Origin of the sequence: Pantoea sp. AN62, assembly GCF_050432985.1 — a bacterium.
Lineage (GTDB): Bacteria > Pseudomonadota > Gammaproteobacteria > Enterobacterales > Enterobacteriaceae > Pantoea > Pantoea brenneri.
Genome location: NZ_JBNPYB010000018.1, coordinates 74,360 through 92,970, shown reverse-complemented (window position 1 = coordinate 92,970; position 18,611 = coordinate 74,360). Strand labels below are relative to the sequence as shown.

The following is an 18,611-nucleotide window of genomic DNA, read 5'->3' as shown; positions in this document are numbered from 1 at the left end:
GGAGAAAAGTTTTACCATCACTACCGTTAAACAGAGTTTAAAAACATCATTACTTAAAGGGATAAAAATGAAAAGTCTTAAAATTAATTTATTATTTCTGGCGACGTTAGCTACGCTCAGCAGTCAGTCTTCCTTTGCTGCACTTGATCTTTACACCCATGCAAATGGTTCAACGGTGGTTAATATCAATAAAGCCGATGCGAATGGTCTTTCGCATAATATGTATCAGAATTTTAATGTCCCTTCTCAGGGCATGATCATTAATAACAGCACAACAGATTTAATCCGTGAAAGAGGTAATATCGCGCATAATAGTAATCTGGACGGCCCTGCTAGCCTGATTCTTAATGAGGTAATTTCGAAAAACCCCTCTTATCTTAACGGTTATATAGAAGTTGCTGGTCAGAAGGCTGATGTGATTATCGCTAACCCTAACGGCATTAGCTGTTCTGGCTGCGGCTTTATTAATACCGGACGAGCCACCCTCACCACCGGCACGCCAACCTTCAGCGATGGTGCATTAACCGGCTTTAAAGTGGCACAGGGTTCGATTGCTGTCAGCGGTGATGGCCTGAAAGGGGCAGATTATACCGACCTGCTGGCGCAGCAAATTAACATCCGCGGTCAGGTAGAGACCAGCCAGTTGAACGCTATCGCCGGTAGCTATGATTACGATATCGCTTCCGGCCTGGTAACGGCAGCGGAAAACAGCGTGCGTTACGCTAACAGTATTGATGTCAGCGCGTTGGGTGGCGTAACGGCAGGAATTATTCAACTGAAAACTACTGAGGCGGGTGCTGGGGTAAATAATAACGGCATACTAGACGCTAGTGGCCTTTTTATCGCATCGAATGGCGCATTAATTAACAATGGCACTATTAAAAGCGGCCTCATTAGTGCGTCTGCCAGTCACGAAATGGTCAATAAAGGCTATTTATCTTCTGGCCAGGCAGTATTGCAGATAAAGGGTTCATTTACCAATGATGGTACGATTGAAACATTAGATAGAGCCACCATTGCGACAGTGGGAAAATTTTATAATAGCGAAAATGCGAAAATCAGTGCGGCGGGAGATATAAAGATCGCTTCTTTGGCCGATAATATTGAAAATACAGGAAAAATCATAGCAGGGAATAATCTGATAATGGAGACAGGTTATGGCCCGGTTGATGGATCAATCAAAGCTCTCTACAAAACCAGTGTGCTCAACTCAGGTTCATTAAAGGCCGGTACACTCAGTGTAGATGCCGTTAATGAAATCAACCTTTTATCAGGCGGCGATGTCACCACTCAGGGTTCAGCCTATCTTTCTGCGCCAACATTTTCTAACGCCGCCAGCCTGACGGGTCAGCATGTTTTTGTTGTTGCAAATGAAGTTCGCAACGAAGGGAGTCTGCAAGCTACCGGAATGTTAAGTGTATTTGGCAAAAACGGGATATATAATACCGGCAGCATGGAAGCGGGAACGCTGGCGCTGATTACCGATGAGAAAATCAGTAATTCATCCTGCGTATGGTGGGTATTTTGCACCAAAGGCACCATGAAGGCGGATAAAATCACCATTACTGCGCCTAAGATCGCGAGTCTGCGTGAGCTGGATGGCAACTATACGACGCAGACCCTTGAACTGAATAAGCCTGTAGCACCATCAGAACCGGGCACCAGTTTGTAATAAACCTACCCGTCAGTAAAAAAACGCTATAAAAAAACCCAGCCGAAGCTGGGTTTTTCTTGCCGCCGAACCCGCAGGTTCAGGTGCCTTTTAATCTTATTTTTTAGCGCCTGGCACGCTGAAACGCTTGTTAAAGCGGTCAACACGGCCACCAGTTGCCACTTCACGCTGCTTACCGGTATAGAACGGGTGGCATTTACCACAAACGTCCAGGTTCAGTTCGTGAGTCAGTGTTGAACGGGTGTGAATCTCGTTGCCGCAGGTACATTTGATAGTAACTGCTTCGTATTTCGGGTGAATACCTTGTTTCATGGGAAACCTCAGATAAGGCCGTGTCGCTCTCCGTGCCAGGTCGTAACCCGCACAGCACCACACGCGGTTGAACAATAAAGGGTGGACTCCGGCAAGATCTTTCTCACCGAAGGCGCAACATTATACAGCTAACTTCTGATTGCTGCAAATCTCTGCTGAGATACCCGCCATCGGGGCCAGCGTGTACACTATCTTCCCCGATGATTGAGCCGGAAAGAGATTGCTATGCCCGTTGTTCAGGTTGCCCTGCCCGTCCCCTTGCCCCGCCTGTTTGACTATCTGCCTCCTGTGGGTGCGCAGCCGGTAATTGGCGGTCGTGTGAGCGTGCCCTTCGGCAATCGCAAAATGATCGGCATTGTCGTTGCGCTGCGTGACAACAGCGATCTGCCGGAAGCGCAACTGAAGCGCGTTGCGGAGGTGCTGGACAGCGAATCACTCTATCCGCCGTCGTTGTGGCGCATTCTCAACTGGGCGGCCAGCTACTACCATTCGCCGACTGGCGAAGTGCTGAGCCATGCGATACCGGTGCTGCTGCGTCAGGGTAAACCGGCGCAGGACAATCCATTATGGCAATGGGTGATCACCGAGCAGGGTCGCGCTACAGCACCCGAAAGCTTAAAACGCGCGCCGAAACAGCAGCAGGCGCTGGCCGCCTTACGTCAGCGGCCGCTCTATCGTCATCAGGTCAGCGAACACGATCTGACGGATGCGGCAATGCAGGCGCTGCGGGCTAAAGGTCTGTGCGATCTGCATGAACATCAGCCGCAGATGCATGACTGGCGCACCACCTTCGCGATCAAAGGCGAACGCCTGCGGCTGAATACCGATCAGGCGATGGCGGTCGGCGCAATCCGGGCAGAAGATGAACAGTATGCCGCGTGGCTGCTGGCGGGCATCACCGGCTCCGGCAAAACCGAGGTTTATCTCAGCGTGCTGGAGAATGTGCTGTCACGCGGCAAGCAGGCGCTGGTGCTGGTACCCGAAATTGGCCTAACCCCGCAAACCATTGCCCGTTTCCGTGAGCGCTTTGATGCGCCGATCGATGTGCTCCACTCTGCCTTAAATGACAGTGAACGGCTGGCGGTATGGCTGCGCGCGCGACGGGGCGAAACGGCTATCGTGATCGGCACCCGCTCGGCCCTGTTTACTCCACTGGCGCGTCCTGGGGTAATCATCATTGATGAAGAGCACGACAGCTCCTATAAACAGCAGGAAGGCTGGCGGTACCAGGCACGCGATCTGGCAGTATTCCGCGCGCATGAAGAGAACATCCCGATAGTGATGGGATCGGCGACACCGGCGCTGGAGACGCTGCACAACGTACGCAGCGGTAAATATCGTCAGCTCGACCTGACGAAACGCGCCGGCAATGCCCGACCGGCCCTGCAACAGTTGATCGATCTGAAAGGCGTGCAGCTGACTGGCGGCCTGGCACCGGCGCTGATCGGCAAAATGCGTCATCATTTGCAGGCCGACAATCAGGTCCTGCTATTTCTGAACCGCCGCGGCTTTTCACCGGCCCTGTTGTGTCACGATTGTGGCTGGATTGCCGAATGTTCGCGCTGTGACCGCTACTACACATTGCATCAGCATCACCGCCAGCTACGCTGCCACCATTGCGACAGCCAGCGACCGCTGCCTAATCAATGTCCGCAATGTGGCTCGACCCATTTGCTGCCGGTGGGCGTCGGCACCGAGCAGCTGGAACAGCAGCTCGGCACGCTGTTTCCCGGCATCCCGGTATCGCGCATCGATCGTGATACCACCAGCCGCAAAGGTGCGCTGGAGCAGCATCTGGCCGATGTTCATCGCGGCGGCGCCCGCATCCTGGTCGGTACCCAGATGCTGGCAAAAGGCCACCATTTCCCCGACGTCACACTGGTCTCGCTGCTGGATGTGGATGGTGCCCTTTTCTCGGCTGATTTCCGCGCGGCAGAACGGTTTGCCCAGCTCTACACGCAGGTTGCCGGTCGCGCCGGCCGGGCCGGTAAACAGGGCGAAGTGCTGCTGCAGACCCACCATCCGGAACACCCGTTGCTGCAGACCCTGCTGCATAAAGGTTATTTTGCCTTTGCCCAGCAGGCGCTGCTGGAGCGCCAGGCGGTGTTCCTGCCGCCATGGAGCCGCCACGCACTGTTCCGGGCGGAAGATATGGATAACCAACAGGCGGCGGAATTTCTGCAGCAGCTGCGAAATCTGCTGGAATCGAGCCCGCTGAATGACAGCGCGATGTGGTTTATGGGACCACTACCCGCCCTGCAGCCAAAACGCAGCGGCCGCTGGCGCTGGCAGTTGCTGGTGCAGCATCCTTCACGCCAGCGTCTGCAACAGTTACTGAGCAGCTCATTGCCGCTGGTTTCGACCCTGCCCGCCGCGCGCAAAGTAAAATGGACGCTGGATATCGATCCCACCGAGAGCTGATGCGGCTGACACTGCGAGCCAGATCGAAAAAAGTCGCATAAGTCACAATTTTTATGCAAATTAAGTAACAACCAGCCGGGCAATCGTTAACAATGTTGCCCGGCTTGCTTTTAGATCAGGCAAAACAGAATCGAACGCGCCATAACGCGTCAGGAGCATGTGTTGGAGCAGAATCAACAACCGCCCGCCGCCACCATGAAAGACGTAGCGGAAAAAGCGGGCGTCTCAACCGCCACCGTTTCGCGTGCGCTGATGAACCCGGAGAAAGTCTCTGCCGCCACCCGGCAGAAAGTTGAGCAGGCGGTTGCGGCGGTGGGATATGCGCCGCATGGGCTGACCCGCAACGCGCGCCGTAACGATACCCAGACCATTCTGGTGATTGTTCCCGACATCTGCGATCCCTTCTTCAGCGAAATCATTCGCGGCGTCGAAGTCACGGCGGCCGCAGAGGGCTATCTGGTCCTGATTGGCGACTGCGCGCACCAGAATCAGCAGGAAAGAACCTTTCTGAACCTGATGCTGACGCGGCAGATCGATGGCATGGTGCTGCTGGGTTCACAGCTCCCCTTTGATGCCAGCGTCGATGAACAGCGCAATTTGCCACCGATGGTGATGGCAAATGAGTTTGCGCCGGAAATGTCACTGCCCACCGTACACATCGATAACCTGACCGCCGCGTTTGAAGCGGTCAATCATCTGCTGCAGTTGGGACACCGGCAAATCGCCTGTATCGCCGGACCGGAAGAGATGCCGCTCTGTCAGTATCGCCTGCAGGGTTACGTCCAGGCGATGCGCCGCAGCGGCTTAACCGTCGATCCCACCTATATTGTACGGGGCGATTTTACCTTTGAAGCGGGCGTGGCGGCGATGAAACAACTGCTGTCGCTGCCACAACCGCCACGCGCCCTGTTCTGCCACAGTGATATCATGGCGCTCGGGGCGATGAATCAGGCCAGACGCAGCGGACTGCGGATACCGGACGATCTGTCGGTCGTCGGGTTTGATGATATTGAGCTATCGCGTTACTGCGAGCCACCGCTGACCACCGTGACGCAGCCGCGTTATCAGATCGGCCGGGAAGCGATGTTGCTGCTGCTGGATGAGTTGCAGGGCAAACGCGTCAGCAGTGGATCGCGGCTGCTGGATGCCGGGCTGACCATTCGTGGCAGCACAGCGCCAGCAAAAAAGCGTGAAAAATAAGCGAAATCTGGCACTTTTTTCAGTAGATTCTTAAGGCGAACACTGCTGGTCAAAGTTCCGGCCCTTAAGTAACATGGCGGACTCCTTGCCGGGCGCGTAAAAACTATCGATTCGCCCATTTGGCACTATTTTTTGAAGGGTATCAGAACGAGAGTGGCACAAAAAGATTATGTAGGCCGCGGGCGTTCAACAGGGACGCGTCGCAAAAAAAGCCCCAGCCGTGGCAAGAAGAGTAAGGGCGGTTCGGGAACATCAAAATTGATGATTGTACTGGCGGTTGCGGTGTTGGTGACCTTTGCCGGTGGTTTATGGTTCCTGGCGCATCACAAGAAAGAGGACGTGCCGGTCATTACGGATCATAAAGCCAACGGTAATGGCTTACCGCCTAAGCCAGAAGAGCGCTGGAAGTACATCAAAGAGCTGGAAAATCGCCAGGTCACCGTGCCGACGCCTATCGAGCCCTCATCAGGCGGTGAAGTGAAGTCGCAGACGCAGCTGACCGACGAGCAGCGCCAGTTGCTGGAGCAGATGCAGGCCGACATGCGTCAGCAGCCAACGCAGCTGAACGAAGTGCCGTGGAACGAACAGACACCGGCTCAGCGTCAGCAAACGCTGCAACATCAGCAGCAGTTGCAGCAACTGCAACGTCAACAGCAGCAGGTACAGCAACAACAACAACGCCAGCAGTTGCAGGCGCAACAGCAGCAGCAACGTCAGCAACAATTGCAGCAGCAACAACAGCGTCAGCAGCAGCAGCAGCAGCAGCAGCAGCAGCAGCAGCAAAATGTACAGCGCCAGACGCAGCCTGCACCGATTACGCGTGAGCCGGTGTCACAACCGAAACCGCAGGAAACGGCGAAGGCCAAGCCCGCCGAGAAAGCCTCTTCTCAGCGCTGGATGGTGCAGTGTGGCTCCTTCAAAGGCACTGACCAGGCGGAATCGGTACGTGCTGGCTTAGCCTTCGAAGGTTTTGAAAGCCGGATTACTACCGGCGGCGGCTGGAATCGTGTGGTTATCGGGCCTTATAAAGACCGCGCCACCGCCGATAGCACCCTGAAACGCCTGCGCAGTTCCGGTCACTCCAGCTGTATTCCGCTCGCCGTCGGGGGTTGAAACCCGACAAACCCGCCCCATATCTGTTTGCATGATCCTCCGCGCCTGGTGCGCGGAGCCTTTTTCCGAATGCAACAAGGGGTCTGCCCGTGACAACAATAGTAAGTGTACGACGCAACGGCCAGGTAGTGATTGGCGGTGATGGCCAGGCTACGCTCGGCAATACCGTGATGAAAGGCAACGTTAAAAAAGTGCGTCGTTTATACAACGATAAAGTGATCGCCGGGTTCGCTGGCGGCACTGCAGATGCCTTCACCCTGTTTGAACTCTTCGAACGTAAACTGGAAATGCATCAGGGCCACCTGGTGAAAGCCGCGGTTGAGCTGGCCAAAGACTGGCGTACTGACCGCATGCTGCGCCGCCTTGAAGCATTACTGGCGGTCGCCGATGAGTCAGCGTCGCTGATCATCAGCGGCAACGGTGATGTCATCCAGCCTGAAAATGATCTGATCGCCATCGGTTCCGGTGGTCCTTTCGCCCAGGCAGCCGCCCGTGCGCTGCTGGAAAATACTGAGATGGGTGCACGCGACATCGTCGAAAAATCGCTGAACATCGCGGGTGATATCTGCATCTACACTAACCATAACGTTAATTTCGAAGAATTACCGTCCAAGGCGTAAGGATTAAAACATGTCTGAGATGACTCCGCGCGAAATCGTCAGCGAGCTGAACCGTTTTATCATCGGCCAGGACAGCGCTAAGCGCGCCGTGGCCATTGCGCTGCGTAACCGCTGGCGCCGCATGCAGCTTGACGAAGAACTGCGTCATGAAGTAACACCGAAAAACATTCTGATGATCGGTCCGACCGGTGTCGGTAAAACCGAGATCGCCCGTCGACTGGCTAAACTGGCGAACGCGCCGTTTATTAAAGTCGAAGCGACCAAATTCACCGAAGTAGGTTATGTCGGTAAAGAAGTGGACTCGATCATCCGCGACCTGACTGACTCCGCCATCAAAATGGTCCGCAGTCAGGCGATTGAAAAGAACAAATACCGCGCCGAAGAGATGGCGGAAGAGCGCATCCTTGATGTGCTGATCCCACCGGCGAAAAATAACTGGGGCCAGCCAGAGCAGGCACCTGAGCCGTCAGCCGCCCGCCAGTCTTTCCGTAAAAAACTGCGCGAAGGTCAGCTGGATGACAAAGAGATTGAGATCGACCTGGCCGCCAGCGGTCCGGGCGTTGAGATCATGGCACCTCCGGGCATGGAAGAGATGACCAGCCAGCTGCAGTCGATGTTCCAGAACCTCGGCGGCCAGAAACAGAAGCCACGCAAGCTGAAGATCAAAGAAGCAATGAAGCTGCTGGTAGAAGAAGAAGCGGCCAAACTGGTCAATCCGGAAGAGCTGAAGCAGGAAGCCATTGAGGCGGTCGAGCAGCACGGTATCGTGTTTATCGATGAGATCGACAAAATCTGTAAGCGCGGCGGCCAGAATGCCGGCGGCCCGGATGTGTCACGTGAAGGGGTTCAGCGCGACCTGCTGCCGCTGGTTGAAGGCTGTACTGTTTCAACCAAGCACGGCATGGTGAAAACTGACCACATTCTGTTTATCGCCTCCGGCGCTTTCCAGGTGGCCAGTCCGTCCGATCTGATTCCGGAACTGCAGGGTCGTCTGCCGATTCGCGTTGAACTGCAGGCGCTGACCGTGAACGATTTCGAGCGCATTCTGACTGAACCGAACGCGTCGGTAACCGTGCAGTATAAAGCGTTGATGAACACTGAAGGCGTTAACATCGACTTCACCGCCGACGGTATTCGTCGTATCGCTGAAGCGGCCTGGCAGGTGAACGAGACCACCGAAAACATCGGTGCGCGTCGTCTGCATACCGTGCTGGAACGTCTGATGGAAGATATCTCTTATGACGCCAGCGATCGTCACGGCGAATCCGTCACCATTGATGCTGACTATGTCGGTAAACATCTGGATGAACTGGTGGCCGACGAAGACCTGAGCCGCTTTATCCTCTAATCGGCGCGATCAGCACTTTTCTGAAGCCCAGCCATCCGGTTGGGCTTTTTTATGCATGCTCTTGATGCAACGCTGCTTTTTTCCACTGATGATTTTGCCAACAATCAGCATAAAGCGATATACTTACCGCTCCTGTGGCAAACAGACGAAACCCTTATGAAATACGATACATCTGAACTCTGCGATATCTACCATGAAGAAGTGAATGTTGTTGAACCGCTTTTTTCAAACTTTGGTGGGCGCACTTCATTCGGTGGTCAGATTACCACAGTGAAATGCTTTGAAGACAACGGCTTACTTTACGACCTGCTGGAAGAAAATGGCCGGGGTCGGGTGCTGGTGATTGACGGCGGCGGCTCAGTGCGTCGGGCGCTGGTCGATGCCCAGCTGGCGCGCCTGGCGGCCACTAACGAGTGGGAAGGCCTGGTGATTTACGGTTCAGTTCGTCAGGTTGATGAGCTGGAAGAGCTGGAGATTGGCATTCAGGCGATCGCGGCGATCCCGGCTGGCGCAGCCGGTGAAGGGATTGGTGAAAGCGATGTGCGCGTCAATTTTGGCGGCGTCACCTTCTTTTCCGGCGACCATCTCTATGCCGATAACACCGGTATCATTCTGTCAGAAGACGCGCTGGACCTCGAATAACGCCAGCCATGAAAAACGGGTGCCTGAGCACCCGTTTTCACGTCAGCTGAGGCTTCAAACCTCTTCCATTTTTCCCAGCAATGCGCGCAGACGTTCCTGCCATACGTGTTGCTCTTCTTTCAGGTGCTGATTTTCACGCATCAGCGCATCGTGGTTGCCCGCGACTTGTTGCGCATCGTTACGCAGTGCGTTGTTCTGCTCTTTCAGCTCTTCGATTTCCATCTGCAACAGGGTGATGGTATCAATCGCCTGCTGTACTTTCGCTTCCAGTTTCTCAAACACTTCAAATGACATCTTTCTGACCTCTCCTAAATTCCTGCAAGGCGTTGATGATGCCAGCGTAAGCCAGCAACGTTGTCCCGATTGTATGTAGCCTCACCCCGCAAGTCCAGCAACGCGGGCGCGCCGGGCGCAGTCTGTAACACTTTTCAGCCAATCCCTAAGATTCCGCTGCGCTTAGCGCGGCTGCACTTTTGCCGCCTGCACCGGCCGCGGCAGTAAGTGCTGAATGATGATTTAAGAAAGCCAGAATACGCGAAAACGCGCATTTTTATGACGCAGTACACAAAAAACGATTTCGCTATTTCTCGTTTATGTTCGTTAACGATAAATTTACATCAGCCCTACAATAAAGCTGGGTGACTCATGGACTGAGAACAAAAACTGATAAAATTTAACCTCGCTTCAGGAACAATTATTATGAGTCAGACAACTAACACGCTCAAAGGTCAGTGTATTGCCGAATTTCTGGGGACCGGCTTGATCATTTTCTTTGGTGCAGGCTGTGTAGCTGCGCTGAAACTCGCCGGCGCCGCCTTCGGTCAGTGGGAAATCTGTATTATCTGGGGCCTGGGTGTTTCCATGGCCGCCTACCTTACTGCCGGTATTTCAGGTGCGCATCTGAATCCGGCTATTACCGTTGCGCTTTGCCTGTTCGCCAATTTTGAAGGGCGTAAAGTCGTTCCCTACATCGTGGCGCAGGTTGCCGGCGCTTTCTGTGCTGCCGCGCTGGTGTACGGTCTCTACTACAGCCTGTTTATCGACTACGAGCAGAGCCATCAGATGGTGCGCGGCACGGTTGAAAGTCTCGACCTGGCGGGCATCTTCTCTACCTACCCTAACCCGCACATCGGTGTTGGTCAGGCTTTCCTGGTTGAGATGGTGATCACTGCAGTATTAATGGCGGTCATTATGGGCCTGACGGATGACGGCAACGGCATTCCACGGGGTCCGCTGGCACCCCTGTTGATCGGCCTGCTGGTAGCGATTATCGGCGGCGCGATGGGTCCCCTGACCGGCTTCGCCCTGAACCCGGCACGTGATTTCGGACCGAAGATCTTCGCATGGCTGGCAGGCTGGGGTAACGTTGCCTTTACCGGCGGTCGTGACATCCCTTACTTCCTCGTGCCGATTTTTGGCCCGCTGGTTGGTGCTTGCCTGGGTGCAGTCGCTTATCGCGTACTGATTGCCCGTTACCTGCCAGGCACAGCTCAGGAACCGGCCAGCGTTCCAGCAGAAAAACCGGTTGCGCGCGCTCAGCAGCGTAAAGCGTAAGTTTCACCTTTTATCATCAGGACAGAATTTATGACTACCACCGATAAAAAATATATTGTCGCGCTCGATCAGGGCACAACCAGTTCACGTGCGGTGATCCTCGATCACGACGCCAACATTGTAGCGGTATCGCAGCGTGAATTTACCCAAATCTACCCGAAAGCAGGCTGGGTTGAGCATGACCCGATGGATATCTGGGCGTCACAAAGCTCGACGCTGGTTGAAGTGCTGGCGCACGCCGACATTCGCTCTGATGAGATCGCAGCCATTGGTATCACCAACCAGCGTGAAACCGCCATCGTCTGGGACAAAGAGACCGGCAAGCCAATCTATAACGCCATCGTCTGGCAGGATCCACGTACCGCTGATTATTGCCACAAGCTGAAGAAAGAGGGGCTGGAAGAGTATATCCAGCACACCACCGGCCTGGTGATTAACCCGTACTTCTCCGGCACCAAAGTGAAGTGGATCCTCGACCATGTGGAAGGCGCGCGTGAGCGTGCAAAACGTGGCGAGCTGCTGTTCGGTACCGTTGATACCTGGCTGGTATGGAAAATGACGCAGGGTCGGGTGCATATCACCGATTACACCAACGCCTCACGTACCATGATGTTCAATATCCACAAGCTGGAGTGGGATCAGCGCATGCTGGATATCCTGGATATCCCGCGTGAAATGCTGCCGGAAGTGAAATCATCGTCAGAAGTTTACGGCCAGACCAACATCGGGGGTAAAGGCGGTACGCGTATTCCTATCGCCGGGATTGCCGGTGACCAGCAGGCCGCGCTGTATGGCCAGCTGTGCGTTCAGCCTGGCATGGCGAAAAACACCTACGGTACCGGCTGCTTTATGCTGATGAACACCGGCACCGAAGCGGTCACCTCCACGCACGGCCTGCTGACCACCATCGCCTGCGGTCCACGCGGTGAAGTGAACTATGCGCTGGAAGGCGCAGTGTTTATCGGTGGTGCCTCCATTCAGTGGCTGCGTGATGAGATGAAGCTGATCAGCGATGCGGCTGACTCTGAATACTTCGCCATGAAGGTGAAAGATACCAACGGCGTTTACATGGTCCCGGCCTTTACCGGCCTGGGCGCGCCTTACTGGGACCCGTATGCCCGCGGTGCCATCTTCGGCCTGACGCGTGGCGCCAATGCCAACCACATCATCCGTGCGACGCTGGAGTCTATCGCCTATCAGACCCGCGATGTGCTGGAAGCGATGCAGAACGATGCCAACACCCGTCTGCAGGCGCTGCGTGTGGATGGCGGTGCGGTCGCCAACAACTTCCTGATGCAGTTCCAGTCTGACATTCTCGGCACCCGCGTTGAGCGCCCGGAAGTGCGTGAAGTCACGGCGCTGGGCTCTGCCTACCTGGCAGGTCTGGCAGTCGGCTTCTGGCAGGATCTGGATGAAGTCCGCTCTAAAGCGGTGATTGAACGTGAGTTCCGTCCAAGCCTGGAAACCACCGAGCGTAACTTCCGTTATGCCGGCTGGAAGAAAGCCGTCGCCCGTGCTCAGGCATGGGAAGATCAAGAATAAGATCAACGCCCGCGACCGTTGCTGTCGCGGGCCTTTTCCCCGCCGCTCTCCCCCGCTGTGTTACACTGCCTGCCTGTTTTTTGTCAGGTAGATGCCATGAAACGAGAACTTGCGATTGAATTTTCCCGCGTAACCGAGGCTGCCGCGCTGGCAGGCTATCACTGGTTAGGACGCGGCGACAAAAATGCGGCCGACGGTGCCGCTGTCCATGCTATGCGCCACGTACTGAACTCGATTGAAATCGACGGTCAGATTGTGATCGGTGAAGGCGAAATCGATGAAGCGCCGATGCTCTACATCGGTGAGAAAGTCGGTACCGGGCGCGGCGATGCGGTCGATATCGCGGTCGATCCGATCGAGGGCACCCGGATGACCGCCCTCGGCCAGGCAAACGCTTTGGCGGTAATGGCCGTCGGCGACAAGGGCAGCTTTCTTCATGCACCCGATATGTACATGGAAAAGCTGATTGTGGGTCCGGCTGCGCGTGGGCAGATCAATCTCGACCTGCCGCTGGAAACTAACCTGCGAAATATTGCCGCGGCGATGAATAAACCGCTGGCACAGTTAACCGTGTCGATTCTGGCGAAGCCGCGCCATGACGCGGTCATCAGCGAGCTGCAACAGCTTGGCGTGCGGGTATTTACCTTCCCGGATGGCGACGTCGCGGCCTCAATCCTGACCTGCATGCCGGACAGCGAAGTGGATGTGATGTATGGCATCGGCGGCGCACCGGAAGGGGTGGTTTCAGCGGCGGTGATCCGCGCGCTGGACGGCGATATGCAGGGCCGGTTACTGCCGCGTCATCAGGTTAAAGGTGACAGCGAAGAGAACCGGCGGCTGGGCGAACAGGAGCTACAGCGCTGTGCTGAGATGGGTATTGAAGCGGGTAAAGTGCTGCCGCTGGATGAGATGGCGCGCAACGACAATGTGGTGTTTGCCGCCACCGGCATTACCAGCGGCGACCTGCTGAAGGGCATCACGCGTCAGGGCAATATCGCCACCAGTGAAACCCTGCTGATTCGCGGTAAGTCACGCACCATTCGCCGCATCCAGTCGATTCACTACCTCGACCGTAAAGATCCGGCGCTCCATCCGTTTATCCTGTAACCGGCTGGTTGCCGCGCTCCGGCTGACGTGAGAGCGGCAACCAACACAGCAGCATCACCAGCGCAGTCAAGAACATCAGCATTCCGAGGCTGAACTGATCGTGCTGCGGCATCAGCGCCGACAGCCACGCCACCAGACCGGATCCGAGATTCTGCATCCCGCCAATCAGTGCGCCCGCGCTGCCAGCCAGCCAGGCGTAAGGTTCCATTGCGCCCGAGGTTGCCAGCGGGAACAGCATGCCGGCACCAAAGAAAAACAGCGCCGCCGGCACCAGCAGCGTCCAGATATTCATCACGCCAAACCAGGCCGGCACCCACATCAGCACTCCAGCCAACAGGCAGCTATTAACGCCCCACCACATCAGGCTGTGCCAGGAGCCCTGCTCGCGTCCGGCGAACCAGGCACCAAAAAAGGCCGCCGGAATCGGCAGGATAAACAGAATGCTGACGGTCAGGCTGTTCAGGCCGAGCACGCCGCCCAGCAGTACGCCACAGCTCGACTCAAACACCGCAATCCCCGCCAGCGCGCCAATCAGCAGCACAATATAGCGAACGAAATTGGCGTCACTCAGCAAACGGACATAGCGCTTAAAGAACGGCGTGACTTCCGCACTGTAGGGACGGGTTTCCGGCAGCCAGCGCGCCATAGAGGCGGTGACGGCCAGGCAGAGCAGCAGCAGGAAGGCGAAACAGGCATGCCAGCCAAACAGCTGAGTCAGCAGAGCGCCAATCACCGGTGCCAGCAGCGGGCTGACCAGAATCCCCATATTAAGCAGGCTGTTGGCCCGGCGTAGCGCGTGTCCCTCGTAGAGATCGCGCGGCATGGTACGGGCCATTACGCCCGCTACGCCGGTTCCCAGTCCCTGCACCGCGCTGCCAAGCACCAGCATATTAAGCGACGTGGCCATCAATGCGGTGATCGCGCCGATCATAAAGATCATCATGCCCGCCAGGATCACCGGCCGGCGTCCGACACTGTCCGACAGGGGACCGTAGATCAGCTGCGATCCACCGTAGGTCATCAGATAGGCTGCCATCACCCGTTGCAGCGCACCATCGCGTATGTTTAGCGCGTCAGCCATGGCGGCCATCGCCGGTACATAGATGGTCTGCGCCATCTGCCCGACTGCCACCAGCACAATCAGCATCACCAGCAAGCGGCGATTTTCCAGTTTATTCATCATGATTGAGTAACATATCTGTCTGAGAAAAGAGGTTAAAACAGCCGTTAACCAGCTGAGTGTTTCGTTATGGCGTGAAAAATATCAGGATTAAATGACAAAGCGAGAGGCAGCGAAAAAGGGTCGGACTTGCGCCCGTCAAGTTTATGCACCAGCTTGTAAAGGTAACGCAACAGTTTGTCGATTAGAGCCTTTGTCCGGACGCAGGGTAGCAATCTCGCGGCACAGTCGCGAAAATAGCCATCTGCCTGAATAATCAACAACCAGGGAGTGATTATGGCCGAGTGGGTCAATGCTCAAGTGAAGGAAGTTAAAAACTGGACGGATGCGCTGTTCAGCCTTCGGGTTCAGGCGCCAGTCGATCCGTTTATCGCCGGCCAGTTTGCCAAGCTGGCGTTAGAAATTGATGGCGAACGTGTCCAGCGTGCTTACTCCTACGTCAATGCGCCTAAAGATGACCTGCTGGAGTTCTATCTGGTCACCGTTCCGGACGGCAAGCTCAGCCCGCATTTACACGCGCTGCGTCCTGGCGATCAGGTAATGGTGACCAAAGAGGCGGCCGGTTTCTTTGTGCTGGATGAGGTACCGGACTGCCGGACCTTGTGGATGCTGGCGACCGGCACCGCCATCGGTCCTTATCTTTCTATGCTCCAGCAGGGCGAAGGTCTGGACCGGTTTGAAAATATCGTGCTGGTTCATGCGGCGCGTTACGCTGCTGACCTGAGTTTTTTGCCGCTGATGCAGCAGTTACAGCAGGTTTATCACGGCAAGCTGCATATCCAGACGGTAGTCAGCCGCGAACAGATCGCCGGTTCACTCACCGGCCGGGTGCCTGCGCTGATTGAAAATGGCGAACTGGAACGCGCAGTAGGATTACCGCTCGATGCCGACAGCAGCCACGTAATGCTGTGCGGCAACCCACAGATGGTGCGTGATACCCAGCAATTGCTTAAGGAGACGCGCGAGATGCGCAAACACCTGAAACGCAAACCGGGCCACATCACCAGCGAACATTACTGGTGAGCCGCCTGCCAGTAACGCACAGGCTGCGCCGCGGCACCAAACCGGTTATCGCCGGGGGTGCCGCGAAACACGCCGAGAACGAGTAGCAGTCCAGCCAGTATCACAAATGGAATGGCCCGTCCCACCAGCCACGGCAGGATGCCGTCTAACATGCTCCAGTTTCCCGCCACCAACAGCCAGGCTGCAATCAGTAAAAATCCCCAGTAGCCGCGACGATTACGATCGTGCAGACGCTTTACCAGCACCGCGCTGGCGGGCCACAGCAGGCATACCACGCCGAATGCGGCCATTTGCGTATCCAGCCACTCATTCGCCGCTAAAACGAATAATAAGGTGGTCGTCAACAGCCAGACCGCCTGCCAGATCCAGAAGTCACGTCGCCCCAGCCGGCCACGATAAGAAAAACACCATTGTTGTAACGTCATGCATTATTGTCCCAGCAGAAATTAAAGCCGCCGCGCTTTTGACCTCGCGGATAAAAACCGTTCTAATTTGGGCCTGAGTTTACTGGTTAGGGTCGACAAAATGAAGAATTTGCCTGGCGCACTGCTGTTATCGCTTGCGCTGACGGTTCCGGCATTTGCCGCCGATCCGCAACCGCAGGATCGGGCCGACGCGCTGCCCGCTGCGCCTTATCTGCTGGCGGGTGCGCCCACCTTTGATATGACGATCGGCCAGTTTCGCGAAAAGTACAATCTGGCTAACCCGGCATTGCCGCTGCTGGAGTATCGCGCCATCGATAATCGCGGTGACAAAAGCAACCTGACGCGCGCCGCCAGCAAGATTAACGAAACCCTGTATGCCTCGACGGCGCTGGAGCCGGGAACCGGCAAAATCAAAACGCTGCAGATTACCTGGCTGCCGCTGCCCGGTCCGGATCAGAGTGCGTCACAGGAGAAAGCGCTGGCCTATATGACCGCTTCGCTGCGCTTCTTCGTCCCGGGTTTAAGCGCTGAAGAGGGGCGTAAAAAGCTGGATGGATTGCTGAAAGAAGGTAAGGGATCGCCCTACTATGCTCACGTCGAAGGCGCGTTGCGTTTTGTGGTGGCTGACAATGGCGACAAGGGATTAACCTTTGCGATTGAACCGGTCAAACTGGCGCTCGCGACCCCCTGATGATGTGGGCAAAAATGACGAAAAGCAAAGCCATCGCCACATTTGATCTCTATACTGTCTGGCAGACAACGCTGCCAGCTGGCAGTGATTTTTCATGTATCGCGTTATGCGGAGGATAGAATGCGACATCCACTGGTTATGGGTAACTGGAAGTTGAATGGCAGCAAGCAGATGACAGCCGAACTGATCGACGGTCTGCGCAAGGAACTGTCCGGCGTTGATGGGTGTGGCGTTGCCATTGCACCGCCAACCGTCTATCTCGAGCAGGCGAAACATGCCATCTCTGGTAGCCACATCGCACTGGGTGCGCAGAACGTAGACGTTAACCTGTCTGGCGCCTTCACCGGTGAAGTTTCTGCCGAGATGCTGAAAGATATCGGTGCGAAATACATCATCATCGGTCACTCCGAACGCCGCACCTACCATAAAGAAAGCGACGAATTCATTGCGAAGAAATACGCAGTGCTGAAGTCAGTGGGTCTGGTACCGGTGCTGTGCATTGGCGAAACCGAAGCAGAAAACGAAGCGGGTAAAACCGAAGAAGTCTGCGCGCGTCAGCTGGATGCCGTGCTGGAAACGCAGGGCGCCGAAGCGTTTAAAGACGCGGTCATCGCTTACGAGCCAGTCTGGGCTATCGGTACCGGTAAATCAGCGACCCCTGCGCAGGCGCAGGCGGTGCATAAATTTATTCGTGATCATATCGCGAAGAAAGATGCGGCGATCGCTGAACAGGTCATCATTCAGTACGGCGGTTCGGTCAACGATAAAAATGCTGCTGAGCTGTTTACCCAGCCCGACATTGATGGCGCGCTGGTTGGCGGTGCGTCACTGAAAGCCGATGCGTTTGCCGTGATTGTTAAAGCGGCAGCAGCGGCGAAAAATGCCTAAACGCTAATGCGCACCCTGAAGGCGGCTAATTAAGCCGCCTTTTTTATTGGCGAGATCAGCTGACAGCGATGATCCTGCACCTCTTCCGCTGAACCACGGTTCAGCAGCAGCCAGTTACGCTCAATCGCCATCAACACCAGCCGTCCGTCAGATAAACCCGCCAGCGCCAGACCATATTTTCCCATCGCCGTACGTGCCTGTGGCACCTCATCCGCCAGACGGATGAAAACGCTTTGCTGTGCCAGCTCTGCGGGCGTCAGCGTGCGCAGCCAGTAGCGATGATTGCGCAGCGTGGTCGCCTGCCACCGCGCCGTAAGCTGCGGCATCAGCTGATCAAGCTGCTGACGCACATCCGGCCGTAAACAGGAGAGATGAATATGGAGCTGGTTCTGGGTGCGGCCGTACTGTGCGTTGATCGCCAGCGAAAGCACCCGATCGTCGATCGGTGAGCCGCGCCGTTGCGCCAGTAACTGGCGTTCATGCCAGGCGAAAGCAAAATAGTTGGGCGTGGTGGTCTTCAACAGCTGCGGGCTTTCAATGCCAGTAATTTTATCGAGCGGGATCAGCAGATATTGCAGCGGGCCGTGAATATCTTTCAGCGTGGCGTAGCGATGCTGCAGATCAACCCGCTGGCAGGGAGCCGGCTCGCCATGCCGCAGCTGATTGGGCAAGCACTTTTCGCTGACGATTTGCCACAGCGCATCGGCGTTTTTTTTGAAATGAAGGGCGGCGGCCAGCATGCCCGCAATCACCAGTATCAGCAGAAACGCAATCAGACCGACTGCGCGACGACGTGGCCGCATAACAATGCTTCCTGTGGGATTCAGCAGCCTGCATCCTCGCCTGGCGATACGCTAATGTCACGGAGAATTG

18 protein-coding genes are annotated in these 18,611 nt (G+C 55.7%); 13 read left to right on the top strand and 5 right to left on the bottom strand.

Features of this window, described 5'->3' with window-relative positions; all coding sequences use genetic code 11:
- Positions 1 to 67 precede the first annotated feature (67 nt).
- Positions 68 to 1,672: a filamentous hemagglutinin N-terminal domain-containing protein gene (locus FHW04_RS19885; RefSeq protein ID WP_089562540.1), complete on the top strand. Its 1,605-nt coding sequence runs from the start codon at positions 68 to 70 to the stop codon at positions 1,670 to 1,672.
- A gap of 96 nt (positions 1,673 to 1,768) precedes the next feature.
- Here FHW04_RS19885 and rpmE read toward each other — a convergent pair whose 3' ends face one another.
- Positions 1,769 to 1,984 carry a 50S ribosomal protein L31 gene (rpmE, locus tag FHW04_RS19880; protein WP_003851227.1) on the bottom strand — a complete coding sequence of 72 codons (216 nt, stop codon included), beginning with the start codon at positions 1,982 to 1,984 and terminating at the stop codon, positions 1,769 to 1,771.
- A gap of 225 nt (positions 1,985 to 2,209) precedes the next feature.
- Here rpmE and priA point away from each other — a divergent pair, with 225 nt between their 5' ends.
- The 6 genes from priA to rraA all read left to right on the top strand — a co-directional run bounded on the left by priA (position 2,210) and on the right by rraA (position 9,328).
- Positions 2,210 to 4,405 (top strand): primosomal protein N', encoded by a 2,196-nt coding sequence (gene priA, locus FHW04_RS19875; RefSeq protein WP_031377648.1) that lies wholly within the window; start codon positions 2,210 to 2,212, stop codon positions 4,403 to 4,405.
- Between the two features lie 162 nt (positions 4,406 to 4,567).
- Positions 4,568 to 5,605, top strand: a complete 1,038-nt coding sequence (gene cytR / locus FHW04_RS19870; protein ID WP_031377649.1) for a DNA-binding transcriptional regulator CytR — start codon at positions 4,568 to 4,570, stop codon at positions 5,603 to 5,605.
- A gap of 153 nt (positions 5,606 to 5,758) precedes the next feature.
- Positions 5,759 to 6,718, top strand: a complete 960-nt coding sequence (gene ftsN, locus FHW04_RS19865; protein WP_089562541.1) for a cell division protein FtsN — start codon at positions 5,759 to 5,761, stop codon at positions 6,716 to 6,718.
- A gap of 89 nt (positions 6,719 to 6,807) precedes the next feature.
- Complete coding sequence (gene hslV, locus FHW04_RS19860; RefSeq protein ID WP_031377651.1) at positions 6,808 to 7,338, top strand: ATP-dependent protease subunit HslV; 531 nt, start codon at positions 6,808 to 6,810, stop codon at positions 7,336 to 7,338.
- A gap of 10 nt (positions 7,339 to 7,348) precedes the next feature.
- Positions 7,349 to 8,686, top strand: a complete 1,338-nt coding sequence (gene hslU, locus FHW04_RS19855) for an HslU--HslV peptidase ATPase subunit (protein ID WP_031377652.1) — start codon at positions 7,349 to 7,351, stop codon at positions 8,684 to 8,686.
- Between the two features lie 156 nt (positions 8,687 to 8,842).
- Entirely contained in the window at positions 8,843 to 9,328 is a 486-nt protein-coding gene (rraA, locus tag FHW04_RS19850) for a ribonuclease E activity regulator RraA (protein WP_009088032.1), read from the top strand.
- A 54-nt stretch (positions 9,329 to 9,382) separates the two neighbouring features.
- Here rraA and zapB read toward each other — a convergent pair whose 3' ends face one another.
- The gene (gene zapB / locus FHW04_RS19845) at positions 9,383 to 9,622 is read right to left on the bottom strand and encodes a cell division protein ZapB (protein ID WP_031375614.1); all 240 of its coding nucleotides are present in this window, start codon (positions 9,620 to 9,622) and stop codon (positions 9,383 to 9,385) included.
- Positions 9,623 to 10,027: 405 nt separating this feature from the next.
- Here zapB and FHW04_RS19840 point away from each other — a divergent pair, with 405 nt between their 5' ends.
- The 3 genes from FHW04_RS19840 (at position 10,028) to glpX (ending at position 13,531) form a co-directional block, all read left to right on the top strand.
- Positions 10,028 to 10,882 (top strand): MIP/aquaporin family protein, encoded by an 855-nt coding sequence (locus FHW04_RS19840; RefSeq protein ID WP_031375613.1) that lies wholly within the window; start codon positions 10,028 to 10,030, stop codon positions 10,880 to 10,882.
- A 30-nt stretch (positions 10,883 to 10,912) separates the two neighbouring features.
- Positions 10,913 to 12,424 carry a glycerol kinase GlpK gene (gene glpK / locus FHW04_RS19835; protein WP_046289522.1) on the top strand — a complete coding sequence of 504 codons (1,512 nt, stop codon included), beginning with the start codon at positions 10,913 to 10,915 and terminating at the stop codon, positions 12,422 to 12,424.
- A 96-nt stretch (positions 12,425 to 12,520) separates the two neighbouring features.
- Positions 12,521 to 13,531: a class II fructose-bisphosphatase gene (glpX, locus tag FHW04_RS19830; RefSeq protein ID WP_031375612.1), complete on the top strand. Its 1,011-nt coding sequence runs from the start codon at positions 12,521 to 12,523 to the stop codon at positions 13,529 to 13,531.
- Here the strand turns inward: glpX and emrD are convergent.
- Positions 13,521 to 14,714, bottom strand: coding sequence for a multidrug efflux MFS transporter EmrD (emrD, locus tag FHW04_RS19825; RefSeq protein WP_089562335.1), 1,194 nt, complete (start codon positions 14,712 to 14,714; stop codon positions 13,521 to 13,523). The two genes, glpX and emrD, sit on opposite strands and share 11 nt — an antisense overlap.
- A 273-nt stretch (positions 14,715 to 14,987) precedes the next feature.
- Between emrD and fpr the strand changes: the two genes are divergently transcribed.
- Positions 14,988 to 15,734 (top strand): ferredoxin--NADP(+) reductase, encoded by a 747-nt coding sequence (gene fpr, locus FHW04_RS19820; RefSeq protein WP_031375610.1) that lies wholly within the window; start codon positions 14,988 to 14,990, stop codon positions 15,732 to 15,734.
- On the opposite strand, the gene FHW04_RS19815 is transcribed toward fpr, so the two are convergent.
- On the bottom strand, positions 15,725 to 16,159 hold the full coding sequence (locus FHW04_RS19815) for a DUF805 domain-containing protein (protein WP_089562336.1): 435 nt from the start codon (positions 16,157 to 16,159) through the stop codon (positions 15,725 to 15,727). The genes fpr and FHW04_RS19815 overlap by 10 nt on opposite strands.
- A gap of 100 nt (positions 16,160 to 16,259) precedes the next feature.
- On the opposite strand from FHW04_RS19815, the gene FHW04_RS19810 reads away from it, so the two are divergent.
- Entirely contained in the window at positions 16,260 to 16,850 is a 591-nt protein-coding gene (locus tag FHW04_RS19810) for a DUF1454 family protein (RefSeq protein WP_031375608.1), read from the top strand.
- 120 nt (positions 16,851 to 16,970) lie between these two features.
- Positions 16,971 to 17,738, top strand: coding sequence for a triose-phosphate isomerase (tpiA, locus tag FHW04_RS19805; protein ID WP_031375607.1), 768 nt, complete (start codon positions 16,971 to 16,973; stop codon positions 17,736 to 17,738).
- A 29-nt stretch (positions 17,739 to 17,767) separates the two neighbouring features.
- Here tpiA and FHW04_RS19800 read toward each other — a convergent pair whose 3' ends face one another.
- Positions 17,768 to 18,541, bottom strand: coding sequence for a CDP-diacylglycerol diphosphatase (locus FHW04_RS19800; protein WP_094106103.1), 774 nt, complete (start codon positions 18,539 to 18,541; stop codon positions 17,768 to 17,770).
- Between the last annotated feature and the right edge of the window lie 70 nt (positions 18,542 to 18,611).